The 12,820-nt window shown below is 64.8% G+C and carries 13 protein-coding genes; 7 read left to right on the top strand and 6 right to left on the bottom strand.

The annotated features are described in order from the left end of the window. The first annotated feature begins 20 nt into the window (after positions 1-20). The gene (locus ACELLULO517_RS09390) at positions 21-344 is read left to right on the top strand and encodes a DUF2218 domain-containing protein (RefSeq protein ID WP_227307091.1); all 324 of its coding nucleotides are present in this window, start codon (positions 21-23) and stop codon (positions 342-344) included. 3 nt (positions 345-347) lie between these two features. Here the strand turns inward: ACELLULO517_RS09390 and ACELLULO517_RS09385 are convergent, their stop codons facing one another. Continuing rightward, complete coding sequence (locus ACELLULO517_RS09385) at positions 348-1,145, bottom strand: exodeoxyribonuclease III (RefSeq protein ID WP_227307090.1); 798 nt, start codon at positions 1,143-1,145, stop codon at positions 348-350. 25 nt (positions 1,146-1,170) lie between these two features. Next, entirely contained in the window at positions 1,171-1,515 is a 345-nt protein-coding gene (erpA, locus tag ACELLULO517_RS09380; protein ID WP_227307089.1) for an iron-sulfur cluster insertion protein ErpA, read from the bottom strand. A gap of 51 nt (positions 1,516-1,566) precedes the next feature. On the opposite strand from erpA, the gene ACELLULO517_RS09375 reads away from it, so the two are divergent. From ACELLULO517_RS09375 to ACELLULO517_RS09350, 6 genes are all read left to right on the top strand, one after another. Further along, positions 1,567-2,715 carry a deoxyguanosinetriphosphate triphosphohydrolase gene (locus tag ACELLULO517_RS09375; RefSeq protein WP_227307088.1) on the top strand — a complete coding sequence of 383 codons (1,149 nt, stop codon included), beginning with the start codon at positions 1,567-1,569 and terminating at the stop codon, positions 2,713-2,715. A 9-nt stretch (positions 2,716-2,724) separates the two neighbouring features. Continuing rightward, positions 2,725-4,512 (top strand): arginine--tRNA ligase, encoded by a 1,788-nt coding sequence (gene argS, locus ACELLULO517_RS09370; RefSeq protein ID WP_227307087.1) that lies wholly within the window; start codon positions 2,725-2,727, stop codon positions 4,510-4,512. Continuing rightward, positions 4,512-5,351, top strand: coding sequence for an SPOR domain-containing protein (locus ACELLULO517_RS09365; RefSeq protein ID WP_227307086.1), 840 nt, complete (start codon positions 4,512-4,514; stop codon positions 5,349-5,351). The genes argS and ACELLULO517_RS09365 overlap by 1 nt, the downstream gene beginning before the upstream one ends. 8 nt (positions 5,352-5,359) lie before the next feature. Beyond that, positions 5,360-6,358, top strand: coding sequence for a beta-N-acetylhexosaminidase (gene nagZ, locus ACELLULO517_RS09360; RefSeq protein WP_227307085.1), 999 nt, complete (start codon positions 5,360-5,362; stop codon positions 6,356-6,358). Further along, complete coding sequence (locus ACELLULO517_RS09355; RefSeq protein ID WP_227307084.1) at positions 6,358-7,059, top strand: site-2 protease family protein; 702 nt, start codon at positions 6,358-6,360, stop codon at positions 7,057-7,059. Before nagZ ends, ACELLULO517_RS09355 begins: the two co-directional genes overlap by 1 nt. Before the next feature lie 64 nt (positions 7,060-7,123). Continuing rightward, on the top strand, positions 7,124-7,891 hold the full coding sequence (locus ACELLULO517_RS09350; protein ID WP_227307670.1) for a segregation and condensation protein A: 768 nt from the start codon (positions 7,124-7,126) through the stop codon (positions 7,889-7,891). On the opposite strand, the gene ACELLULO517_RS09345 is transcribed toward ACELLULO517_RS09350, so the two are convergent. From ACELLULO517_RS09345 to ACELLULO517_RS09330, 4 genes are read right to left on the bottom strand one after another with little or no spacing between them, the layout of a single operon-like run. Then, positions 7,818-8,264, bottom strand: coding sequence for a hypothetical protein (locus ACELLULO517_RS09345; protein WP_227307083.1), 447 nt, complete (start codon positions 8,262-8,264; stop codon positions 7,818-7,820). The genes ACELLULO517_RS09350 and ACELLULO517_RS09345 overlap by 74 nt on opposite strands. A gap of 37 nt (positions 8,265-8,301) precedes the next feature. Then, positions 8,302-8,760: a hypothetical protein gene (locus ACELLULO517_RS09340; protein WP_227307082.1), complete on the bottom strand. Its 459-nt coding sequence runs from the start codon at positions 8,758-8,760 to the stop codon at positions 8,302-8,304. Positions 8,761-8,781: 21 nt separating this feature from the next. Continuing rightward, the gene (locus tag ACELLULO517_RS09335) at positions 8,782-10,854 is read right to left on the bottom strand and encodes a hypothetical protein (RefSeq protein ID WP_227307081.1); all 2,073 of its coding nucleotides are present in this window, start codon (positions 10,852-10,854) and stop codon (positions 8,782-8,784) included. Between the two features lie 20 nt (positions 10,855-10,874). Next, on the bottom strand, positions 10,875-12,785 hold the full coding sequence (locus tag ACELLULO517_RS09330; protein ID WP_227307080.1) for a phage tail sheath protein: 1,911 nt from the start codon (positions 12,783-12,785) through the stop codon (positions 10,875-10,877). Positions 12,786-12,820: the final 35 nt, after the last annotated feature.

Raw genomic sequence — 12,820 nt, 5'->3', positions numbered from 1 at the left:
ATCACAACAGGAGACAGCAGATGACCGAGACTGTTCTCACCATCGCGGCTGGCGCCGAAGCGCGCTGGCCGACGGCCATGCCGGCCCGCTACATGGGCCAGCTTTGCAAGCATTTCGCCCACCGGCTTCGCGTCACGCTCAATGAAAAGGACGGGTCAATCGATTTCGACACCGGTCGCTGCGTCTTGCAGGCCGAGAGCGACGTGCTTGTCATGCGCGTCGAAGCGGTGAGCGAGGCGGAATTGCCGCGCCTTCAACGGGTGGTGCTGAGCCATCTGCAGCGCTTCGCGTTTCGCGAAATGACGGAGGCCGATCTGGCCGCGATCGCTTGGGTCAAGGCCTGACTTTTACGCTGAGACAGCAGCCTTATCGCCCCAGGCCAGATCGATCACGACCGGCACATGGTCCGAAGGCTGGGTCAAGCCGCGCTCATCCTTGTCAGGCGCCGCCGCGATGAGCGTCTCGGCAAGGCGCGGGGAGAGCAGCGCGAAATCGATCCGCAAGCCGCGGTCGCGTTCCCAGCATCCGGCCTGATAGTCCCAGAACGTATAGGCCGGTGCGGAGGGGTGCAGCGTGCGCACGGCATCCGTCAGACCAGCATAGATCAGCCGGCGGTAACGCGCGATGCTCTCGGGGCGCAGCAAAGCGTCCGTCGGTGACAAAGCGCCCGGTGCATAATCGAACGGGGTGGGGCAGACGTTGAAATCCCCGGTGATGAGGAAGTCGCGATCCTCACGCAGCAGCGTCTCCGCCCGCTCGCAAAGCCTGTCCATCCAGTCGATCTTGTATTGAAAGCCAGCCTCGCCGCCGGAATTGCCGTTGGGCAGATAGATGCCGATGACGGTCAGCCCCTCGGTCTCGACCTCGATATAGCGTGCCTGGCTGTCATCCGCCGGCAGGCCGGGCAAGGTGCGGTGACGGATGGTAATGTCACGATGCGACAGGGCGGCGACGCCATTATAGGCTTTCTGCCCGACGACTTCGGATTTGTAGCCCAGTTCCTCGAAAACTGCGCGAGGGAAGGCCGGCGCCTCGCATTTGATTTCCTGCAGCACGACCACGTCGGGCCGCACACGCGCCAGCCAATCCTTCACATGCGTCTGTCGTACGCGGACGGAATTGACGTTCCAGGTGGCGATGCGCACGGGGCGGCGGTCCGCTAGCCGAAAATCAATCGACCGAGAAGCTGGAGCCGCAGCCGCAGGCGGAAGTCGCGTTCGGGTTCTTGATCGCGAAATGCGCGCCCATCAGCGCGTCCGAATAATCGAGCTGCGCGCCGCCCAGCAGATCGAGGCTGCCCTGATCGACCAGCACGCGGGCGCCAGCCTGTTCGATGACGAGGTCGTCCTCGGCGGGCGCTGTCTCGTCCAGGTCGAATTTATATTGGAAGCCGCTGCAGCCACCGGCCAGGACCGCGACCCGAAGGGCCGACGGACTGCCTTGGCTGCCAAGGATTTCGGCAATCCGCGCTGCGGCGCGATCGGTCAGGCCAAAATTCGACGTGTGCGTGCTCATGCGGCTAATATAGCTCGTACCAGCATCGGGTTGAAGGGCTAGGTTACGTCCATGGAGCTTGCCCCTTATGCCGTCCGGGCAGAGACATCGCGCGGCCGCTTGGTGCCGGAGCCGTCCAGCGGCACGCGCGGTCCTTTTCAACGCGACCGCGACCGCGTCATCCATTCCACAGCCTTCCGAAAACTGCAGTACAAGACACAGGTTTTCGTCAATCACGAGGGCGATTTCTATCGCACGCGGCTGACCCATAGTCTGGAAGTGGCGCAGATTGCGCGGGCCATCGCGCGCGCATTGCGGCTGGACGATGACCTGACGGAAGCCTTGGCCTTGGCCCATGATCTGGGTCATCCGCCCTTCGGCCATGCGGGGGAGACAGGGCTGAACACCGCCTTGGCAAATTTCGGCGGCTTTGACCATAACGCGCAGAGCCTGCGCGTCGTGACCTTGCTGGAGGCGCGCTACGCCGGTTTCGACGGCCTCAACCTGACTTGGGAAACCCTGGAAGGGCTGGTCAAGCATAACGGTCCGATCGCGGCACCGTCAGGCTATGTCGCGGCCTATGACGCGATCCATCCGCTCGACCTCCATACCTTTGCTTCGGCCGAGGCTCAGGTCGCGGCGTTGGCGGATGACATCGCCTATCACAGCCATGACCTGGATGACGGGTTACGCGCGAACCTGTTTTCGCTGGGCGATATCGAGGCTTTGCCGGTGGTCGGCGCTTGCCTGACAGAGGTGCGTGCGGTCTACGGGCCGCTGCCGGAACCGCGCATGCGGCATGAGACGATCCGTCGCGTGCTGGACCGGCTGATCCGGGACGTCGTCGATGAAAGTGGCCGCCTGCTGGCTTGCATGGAGCCTGGGTCGGTGGAGGAGGTGCGCCATGCCTCTCAGCCTGTCATCGCCTTCAGCCCCGCGATGGCGGAAGCCAATCGGGAGATCAAGGCCTTCCTGTTCACCCATATGTATCGGCATTGGCGGGTAAACCGCACGAGCGCCAAGGCGCGTAAGGTGACGGCCGCGCTCGTGACGCTCTTTTTGGAGGAGACGAACCTGCTGCCGGATGAGTGGGGACCGCGGGCGGGCGCGCCGAACTCCGCCGCCGCCGCCGAGACGGTGCGCGACTACATAGCGGGCATGACCGATCGCTATGCGCGGGATGAGTTTCGCCGGTTGACCGACCTCGGCGTTCAAGGCTGATACAGGCCCATGAGCCAGAATCTATTTTCCGAGATGCGCGACCATGTGGTGGCGGCCCTCACCGCCATCGTTCCTGACCTGTCGCCCGAGGTGCTGGCGCGCGTGGAGGTGTCGCCGACGCGCGACCCGGCGCACGGCGATATGGCGACCAATGCGGCGATGGTCGCGGCCAAACCGGCCGGGCAGAATCCGCGCGCACTGGCCCAGGCCTTGGCCGAGACGCTCGCCGGTCTGCCGCTGCTGGCGCAGGCCGAGCCCGCCGGGCCGGGCTTCGTCAATCTGCGTCTCAGCACCGACGCGCTGCTGGGCCAGGTGCCGGTTATTCTGCAAGCCGGCGAAAGTTACGGCGACAGCCGCTTCGGTGGCGGTACGCGGGTCAATGTCGAATATGTTTCCGCCAACCCCACAGGACCGATGCATATCGGCCATTGCCGTGGGGCGGTGGTGGGTGACGCGCTGGCGGCGGTGATGGCCAAGGCCGGTTTCGCCGTCACGACCGAATATTACATCAACGACGCCGGCGGGCAGGTTCAGGCGCTCGGCTGGGCATCCTACTGGCGCTACCTGCAGGCGGCCGGCAGCACCATTACGCCCGAAGAATTCGAGGCCCAGACCCCGACCGGTCTGCAATATCGCGGCGACTATCTGATTCCTGTGGGCGAGGCTCTGTTCCGGGAATTCGGCACATCGCTCGCTGGGCCTGATTTGGGCTTGGCCGAGCCGAGCCTGTGGTTCGAGACGGTGCGCGACCGCGCGCTGACCATGATGCTGGTCGAGATCCGGGAGGATCTGGCTTTGCTCGGCGTGCAGCAGAAGGTCTTCTCCTCGGAAGCAGCCCTTCTCGCCAGCGGTGCGGCCGACCGTGTCATCGGTGAATTGGAGGCCAAGGGCCTGATCTATGAGGGCGTGCTGGAGCCGCCCAAGGGCAAGACCCCGGATGATTGGGAACCGCGCCCGCAGACCTTGTTCCGCGCGACCGATTTCGGCGACGACTTCGATCGCCCGCTCCGCAAGTCAGACGGCTCCAACACCTATTTCGCGAATGACATCGCCTATCACGCGGACAAGATCGCGCGCGGCGCGGATATCCTGATCGACGTGCTCGGCGCCGATCACGGCGGTTATGTCTCCCGCATGAAGGCTGTGGTGAAGGCGGTCTCCGACGGGCGCGTGCCGCTGGAAGTGGTGCTGTGCCAGATCGTCCATGTCATGCGCGGCGGCCAGCCGGTGCGCATGTCCAAGCGCGCCGGCACCTTCGTGACCTTGCGCGATCTGCTGGACGAGGTCGGGCGTGACGCGGTGCGCTTCACCATGCTGATGCGCAAATCCGACGCGCAGATGGAATTCGACCTCGATCAGGCGGTGGCGCAGACGCGGGAAAACCCGGTCTTCTACGTCCAATACGCGCATGCCCGCTGCCGCAGCGTGCTGCGTGCGGCCGTGGAGCAGTTGGGGGCGGATGCGATGACGCCGGACGCGCTGGCCGGCGCCGATCTGTCGGCGCTGGACGACGCGCAGGAAATCGCGCTGATCCGGGCGCTGATGAACTGGCCGCGTCTGATCGAAGGTGCGGCTGCCGCGCGGGAGCCGCATCGCGTCGCCTTCTATCTGTACGATTTGGCCAGCGAGTTTCACATGCTGTGGAACAAGGGGCGGGACGACACCACCCTGCGCTTCCTGCAAGCGGATGATGCCGCCGGCACGCGGGCGCGTCTGGCTCTCGTCACTGCCACGGCGACCGTCATTCGCTCAGGACTTCAGGTCCTGGGGGTGACGCCCGCCGAGGAGATGCGCTGATGCGGGACGACGATCTGCGCATTCCGCCGCCCGGCTATCGTTCGGCCCCGCAGCGTCGTGCCGAAGAGATGCGGCGGATGCTCTATATCGGCGGCGGGGCGGCTTTTGTCGTGCTCTTCGCGGTCATCGCCTATTTCGTCGCGACCGGCAGCGGTGGATCGGGAAGTGTTGCGGTTATCCAGCCGCCGGCGACGCCGGTGAAGGTCAAGCCGGCCGATCCGGGTGGTCTGGCCGTGACATCGCAGGGCAGCGGCCTGCTGACGAATGGCAGCAGCAGTGCGGTCGCACCCGCACCGGAAACGCCGGACCCGGCGGCGCTCGCGGCTGCGGCGAACCAGGAACAGCAGGCCTCTGCCCCGCCGCCGGCCGCGAAGCCGGTGCCGGCTCCGACGGCCATGCTTCCGCCGGTGCCCCCGCCGGCTCCGGCGCCAGTCCAAGCCCCTGCCGTCTCGGTCCCCTCCGTGCCGGAAACGCCGGCCAAGCATGGATCAAAGGAGAAGGAGACGGCGATGAACGTGCCGCCGCCCTCTCATGCGGCCGCCAAGACGCATAACCTGGCCCAGGAATATCAACCGGCCGCGCCGGAGCATCACGGGCCCGTCCGGGTACAGCTGGCGGCCGTCGACAGCCGGGACGCGGCGATGCGCGAGTGGGATCATCTGTCCCACCGCATGCCCGCTCTGTTCTCGGGTCGCAGTCCGATTTTCGCGAGCGCGCAGGTGAATGGCCACACCTGGTGGCGCGTGCGCACGGCGGGTTTCAGCTCAGTCGCCGAAGCCACGAAATTCTGCCAGGACGTCCGCGCCCATGGCGGCGCCTGCACCGTGGCATCGTTCTGAGCCAGTCCTTGAAACCGGCGATCCTGGGTGTTTCCGGTCCTGACCTGACGGGGGCGGAGGCTGATCTGTTCCGCCAGCATCCGCCGGCGGGGATCATTCTGTTCGGCCGCAATGTGCAGGACCCGGTGCAGCTCGCCCGATTGACCGGCGATCTGCGTGCGGTGCTCTCTGCCGACGCGGTCATCATGGTCGATCAGGAAGGCGGTCGCGTCGCCCGTCTGCGTCCGCCGCATTGGGCGGGCCATCCGGCTTGCGGTGTCATCGCTGACCTGTGGTCGCGTGTGCCGGCGCAGGCCGAGCGCGCCGCCTGGCTGCAGGGGGCGGCGATCGGCGCCGAATGCCGCGCCAATGGCTTCGATATGGTGGCCGCACCGGTGCTGGATCTGGCGGTTCCCGGGCAGAATCAGGCGGTGGTGGGCGACCGCAGTTTCGGTGCCGATCCGCAGGCGGTCGCCGTGCTGGGCCGCGCCATGGCGCAAGGGCTGCTGGCAGCCGGCGTCATTCCGGTCGCCAAGCATGTGCCCGGCCATGGCCGGGCCAAGGTCGACAGCCATCATCATCTGCCGGTGGTCGAAGCCAGTGGCCTGGCCTGGGAACAGGACCGTGAACCGTTTCGCATTCTGGCCGCGGAATTCGCCTGCATGATGACAGCGCATATTCTGTTCGCGGGTATCGACGACGACAGGCCCGCGACCTTGTCGCAGACCGTGATTGGCTCGGTTATCAGGCAGGATATCGGGTTTCGCGGTCTGCTGCTGTCGGATGATCTGGCCATGCATGCGCTGTCCGGCACGCCGCTGGAGCGCGCGCAGGCCTCGCTCGCAGCAGGCTGCGACATCGCGCTGTTTTGTCCAGGTGATGCGGACGGCAATCGCGCCATCCTGGAAGCCTTGCCTTCTATCCTTGATCTCGGTCGGCGCTTGGGCCAAATGCGGCCCGTTGTTGCGCCGCTTGATCTTGCTTCGCTTCTGACCGAACGGCAGAACCTTCTCGAAGGCGCTTTATGATGAACGGCGTCATTCTCGAAATCGCACTCGCCGCTATCGCTGCCATTCTCGCGATCACCTTGCATGAGGCCGCCCACGGTTTCGCGGCCTGGGGGCTGGGCGATGATACCGCAAAGCTGCAGGGCCGGCTGTCGCTCAATCCGCTGCGTCATGTCGATCGGGTCGGGACCATCATCCTGCCGGGCGTGCTGCTCATCGGGCAGCTGATCACGCTGGGTCATATCGGCTTTATGTTCGGCTGGGCGAAGCCCGTGCCGGTCGCGGCCTGGCGGTTTCGCCATCCGCGTCAGGGCATGGCGCTGGTGGCGGCTGCCGGCCCCGCGATGAATTTCTTCCTGGCCTGGATCGGCGCGCTGTGCGGCTGGCTGCTGCCGCATGTCTCGCCGCAGATGATGGCGCCAGCCGCGACATTCATTCAGGATTTCATTCTCGCCAATATCGTGCTCGGGCTTTTCAATCTTCTGCCGATTCCGCCGCTGGACGGCGGTCGCATCATGGTGGGGATTTTGCCGCTGCCGCTGGCGGCCGCCTGGGCAAGGATGGAGCGCGCCGGCATCGCGGTCGTGCTGTTGGTGATTTTCATCCTGCCGTTGGCCGCGCGCCAGGCCGGCTATAATTTCGATCCGATCCGGGAAATTCTGAACCGGATCGTTCCCTGGGCCATGCGCCTGGTCTTTAATCTGGCCGGCCAAAGTGTCTGAGAGCGGCAAACAGACGGGCTCCGATCTGTTCGGAGAGGATGCCAATCACAGCACGCATAGTCTGATGCTGCGGCTGGAAGGATTTGAAGGTCCGCTTGACCTGTTGCTTGACCTCGCGCGCGCGCAGAAGGTCGATCTCGGCAATATCTCCATTCTCGCGCTGGTCGATCAGTATCTTGTCATCATCGAAGGCGCGCGACGCATAAGGCTGGAACTGGCAGCCGATTGGCTTGTCATGGCCGCCTGGCTTGCCTGGCTGAAATCGCGCCTGCTGGTGCCGCAGGGCGTGGATGAGGCCGAAGATACCGAACTGCTCGCGGGAACCCTGGCCGAGCGGCTGGTGGAGCTGCAGGCCGTGCGCCGCGCCGCGCAATGGCTGGGCAATCGTCCGCAGCTCGGTTTCGACGTCTTTGCGCGGGGCGTCCCGGAAGACCTCACGGAGACCGATCGGTCCGGTTTGAAGCTCGATCTGCCGGGACTGTTGCGTGGCTATATCAGCGCCTTGCGGCGCGGCGTGTCCCAACGCCATTACACGCCGCGCCCGATGCTGTTCTGGAGCGTGCAGGACGCGCTCAAGCGTCTCGGCAAGCTGATGGGCCAGATGCCGGATTGGACGGAGCTGTCCAGCTTTCTGCCCGATGAGCCGTGGGCCGAGCCGCTGGGCCGCCGTGCCGCATTGGCCAGTACCTTGCTGGCGGGTTTGGAAATGGCGCGCGGCGGCGCCATTTCGCTGCGTCAGGACGAGCTGTTCGGGCCGATCATGGTGAAGCGAGGGACGGAGACGCCTGAGCCTGAACCGTCGCCGCCGGAAGAAGAGCCGCCAGTGCCGTAACGGTGGCTGAGGCAGCTGTTGCGGTGTGCAGCGTGGTGGTGAGCCTGGACGCCGCCTTCTGCGCGATCGCATCATCGGTCAGGCCGAAATGGCTGACGGCGTCGGGCACCGTTTGCTTCACGTAGCCGACCATGGCGGCAAGCGCCGCGCTTTTCACATTGACGTTCGCAAGATGGGCGTCGCCTGCTTCCTTCGCCAGCTGCAGGCCGAGACCGAGGGCGGTTTCCAGCGCTGAAGCGACGGCGCTGCGATGGGTCTGATCCAGATTGAGTTTAAGAAAGCCGCTGAGCTTCACGGCAAGAACCGGGCTGAGGGCCGCGATGCCGGCCGAGGCCAAGGTTACGGCGCCGTCCGTGAGGGGTGAGAGGTCCATCGTTCTTCTCCAAATCGAATGTTAATTGAAGAGGCAACTAAACGCGCAGGCTGAGACTGACGCCGATCTTCTCGATCATGCTGCTGACGGCAGCGAGATGCGCTTCGATCGCCGGAAGGCGGTCGACCTTCTGGCTGATTTTCGCGAAATCCGTGCGGGTCTCAGCCTTGAATTCATTGAGGGTTGCCGCCAGTCTCTGCTCGACGGCGGCGAGTTCCGGCTTGGTCGCGCTGCCGTCGCGCAACTGGTTCACCTGCTGCTGCAGGGATTGCACGCCCGTCTGCAGGGTTGCCGTCATCTCTCCGCGCGACTTCGATTCCTGCGTCTGAATCCTGTCCAATCCGCGCTCGATCAACGCTTCCAGCGATTCAAGCTCGCGTTGGGTCTCGCTGCGCAATCGCGTATTCTGGCCGATCAGCCAGGCGAGGCCCGAGGAATAGAGCGCGAAAAGCGTCAGCGTGACCGTCGCCACGCCGATCCAGTCATTGGTCGTCATGCGGCTCTCGATTTGGGTTTTTTAGGTGGCGCTGAGCGGAATGCCGTAACTGGTCGCCTGAAGCGGAAAATTCATGGCCCAGGCACTGCCGAGTTGCGCGGTCATTTCCCAACCTGCCGGCCAGCCGACGGTCGCAAAATTATCCGTCACGGCATCGCCACGACCGATCTGGGTCGAGCCGTAGGGGTAGAACAGCAGACAATTGGCGGCCGCATGCGTGGGCGCACTCGCCAGCGTGATTTGCAGATGCGTGGCATCGATACGCGACGCGGCTATGGCCGTGATGATCGGGCCGGGGCTCGCGACCGTGCCGCCATCCATCACCGCCCAGCCGGCGCCAAGCGCCGCCTGCAAGGGCAGAAGGATATCATTGCCCTGGTCGTGCTGAATGGTGATGATCACGGTTGAAGCATTGAGCTGGGCCGTCAGAATTTTCGGTCCCAAAAACGGCATCGTTCCCGGGATTGTCGTGATCGCATCGGCGAAGCCTGCGGCAGAAATGGCACGCGCCGCCCCATGCGCGCCGCGCAGGCCGAACGTAATCTCATCGGTTTCATCACGATGCGTTGCGTCCCCGCCGCTCCAAAGACCGGAGGTCGGGTCATAGGTCGCGTTCAGCGGAATGCTGTCCGCCGTCTGCGTCAGAAAGAGGTTGAGATTGTCGGTGCCGTCGGCCGCGATATCGGCGATCGCCTCGCGCACCATCTGCAGGCCGGTATCGGACTCATAAGGAATGGCATTCCACATCAGCAGCGGCAGGTTATCCGCATTGCGCCCCAGCATGGCGCGCGTCAGCGTGGCCAGACGCTTGATCGTGCCGGTATAAAGCGCCTTCTGCGCATAAGGCGCGGTGCTGTCCTGCTCGGTCCAAGGCCAGAGGATCGCACCGATATCATTGAGATCTTCGGCGGTCGGAATGGCTGATGCACCGGTCAGGTAGGCCTGGGTTGCCAAGCCATCCGGACCCAGCGCCCAGGTGGCGGGGTCAGACCCGTCACCCGGATTGGTCAGAAAGGTGCCGCTGCCCGCACCGGGCGGAAATAGCGGTGCTGTGGAGTTGGAGATTGGATGGCCATTGACCTGCGTATAGCGGTCCGGATCGAAATAGCTGCCGGACGGCTGAAAGATGATGTTGCCGGCAAGCGCGCCCAGATACCAGGCGAGACCGTTCGCCATCAGCTGCGCGCCGCCGGATGCCACGAAATAGCTGGAATTCGACTGGCCCATGATGAGCAGGCTGACACCCTTGCGCGTGCCGAGCGACCAGCGTGCCGTATAGGTGATGAGCATTGTCACCTCGGCCGCGGTCAAAGCGCGTGGCCAGGTCGCCAACTCATGGAACCAAAGCTGGGCCGCGCCCTGCAGCGTCATGTCATGCAGCAGCGTGACAGGTCCGGTGACGCCCGCAGGCAGCGGATTGGCGACGCCGCTGACGACCAGCACGCCGTCAAGCCAGGCATCGACGCCCGCGCCCGGCGTATTGCGCAGAATGATCGCCTGACTATGCCGCCTGGCCAGGCTGGCGGATAGCGTGACATTGGCGCCGGTCGGAAACAGGCTGAGCGTATTGCCGATGGAGGAGAGGGACAGCACAACCGTGCCGTTCACCGTGATCAGCGCGACGGGATTGGTATTGAAGTAATAGGTGCCTTGCCGGCGGTTCGGCCGGCTCCAGACCAGCACAAGGGTCCAGGCGATATCGGGTGAAAGGCTCAGCGCGCTTACAGTCAGGCCGGTATCGGCGTCGAGCGTCGGCGTATAGCTTGCCTGCGCGGTTGGCGCGCCGATGCCGCCCAGCAGCCCGTTCAGCCTTGGCGTCGTCATCAAGACGGCCGGGGTCACGCCAGTGCCGGTATAGTAGTGATAGGGCGTGATTGTCGTGCTGCCGCCGGAGAGATCGGCGAGCGTGGCGACCGGTGTGTTCCAGCTCGTGGCCGTGCCCGCATCCCACCAGCCGGATAGGCCGCTGATATCGGCGGGGGTCGGGCCTGGCGATGAACCGTCATCGCCCCCACCATCGCCGTTGCCCGAACCCGGTGATGTTTCGCCTGGACTGGTGAGAAGGGACAAGCCTGCCGTAACCAGCAATGGCATATTCGGTGCCGCGAACAGCATCAGCTGACCGTCACGGCTGATGAGACGGCATGGACGCTGCCGTCCACGGTCGAAACCCAGCCGTAATAGGTGCCGGCGGTCGCGGGCGCCGTCAGATAGGCGCCATAGAGTGCGTCGCCGTTGCTCTGGCTATTGACATAAGCCCCTGCCGTCCAGCTTGCCGGTGCCGCGGTGGCGGAGGTTGACCAGCCAAATTCGATGCTTGCCGTCGCGCTGCCGGGGGCGAGCATGGCATTGACGCCGATATTTGTCTCGCTGGCCGTGTAAGGCCCGATCGGCGGGGTCTGGAAGCTCAGCGTCGTCGTGCCGCTTCCACCACTGCCGCCAGAGCCGCCATCGCCCCCGGAGCCACCACCACCGCTACTACCGCCGCCGGAGGTGCCGCTGGTCGAGACCAGGACGCCGGCGCCACCGTCTAGATTGACGATGAACTTCTCGTTGATGCCCTGGTAGCGGATCTGCACATCCGCCTGCACATAGCCCAGTGCCGTGCGGCTGGCAGGGTTGTTGACGCTGTCGCACAGGACGGCGAATGGGGCAGATCCATCAGTGCTGCCCAGCAGGCCCTGGCTTTGCAGACTGGCCAGAAAGCTCAGAAGGGTGCTGCGGATGCTGCGCAGCAAAGCCAGGTTGATGACTTGCCCGACATAGAGGCCCATGCCGGCGGATAGGGTCGCGGCGATGTAATTCGTCAGTCTTGTATAGGCGTCGCCATTAATGGCGGGGTTGCCGGCGCTGTTATGGCCCAGCCGCAGGCTCCAGATCATCTGCCCGCCGGCGCTCGGCGTTGTTATGACATCGATACCTGCGGAAAACAGCAGTTCCAGCTCCGCGGCGCTATAGGCGCGCGTCAGCCCGCTGCCGGGCAGGCCCACGCCTTGGCTGCCGGCAATGGCATAAAGCGGTTTGTTGAGGCCGGATTGTTCGGGTGAAAGATTGGCAAGACGTCCGGCCGCGAAGGCTTGGGGGCTGACCAGCCGCTGGGTCTGATTGGCCGCGTCCCACCAGGACAGACAATCGCCGAACAGAAGCTTGACCGCCGAACTGTCGATGCCGGCGCTGGTCTTGACGGAGATTGCATGCGCGATCGTATCGCCTGCCGGCCCGGCAAGCATCGCATAGATGCCTTCGGACGCCGCGAAAACCTCGACATCCGGCCAATGGCTGGCATCCGTGCAGTCGCAAAGGTCAAGGATCGCGCAGCCTTGACCGGTCAGCGCATACATGCCGCTGAGCGGCGCCATGGTTCCGATCAGTGTCGCGCTCGTCACGCCGTCGGCGCCATCCGTGCCGCCGGCCAGCGTGAACTGGCCCGCCGCAGGCGCGGTGACGCCGCCCAGCGTGATTGCCGTGATGAGCCTTGATGCTCTGGCCGTTATCTGGCCGTTGCCGGTATTGATGGCAGAGGCAAGCGCCGTCCAGAAAGCGGCGCCTGTACCCTCGATATTGTCGAAACGTTCGGGCGCCTGGCCGGCCAGGCCGATGATAGCGGCCCAACTTCCCGCCTTGCTGCCGGCCGCCAAGGTCAGGCTGATCAGATTGCCGACCGAGCCCGGATAAAGGGCCGTGAAGCCTATGCAACCGGCAGGACCCGGACCGGTGGCGGCGGTTTCCGAGCCATCCGTCACGCGCACACAGCGAAAGGCGGTGGCACCCTGCTGGATCGCGACCGCGACATGCGTGCCCATATCGCAGCTTCGGGCCATCACTGGGCCAAAGATCCGCGCGTAATCGGCCATGGCGCCGATCACGACGGGCTGGCCGATCGGCCCCCAACTCGCCGAGCCGACCGTGCCGATGACATTGCTCGGCACGCCGTTCAACAGCGTCACAGCTGGCGACACAAGCTGGACATAGAGATCCGGCACGACCAGCGCGGTCGTGTTCAAGGCAGCTTGCTGGGTGATCATGCTTGCTCGATTTGCGTATGGTGGCCGCAGCGCTG

It is taken from the genome of Acidisoma cellulosilyticum (genome assembly GCF_020621385.1).
Taxonomy (GTDB): Bacteria; Pseudomonadota; Alphaproteobacteria; order Acetobacterales; family Acetobacteraceae; genus Acidisoma; species Acidisoma cellulosilyticum.
The sequence above is the reverse complement of the archived record's forward strand: the minus strand, read 5'-3'. Positions and strand labels throughout refer to the sequence as shown.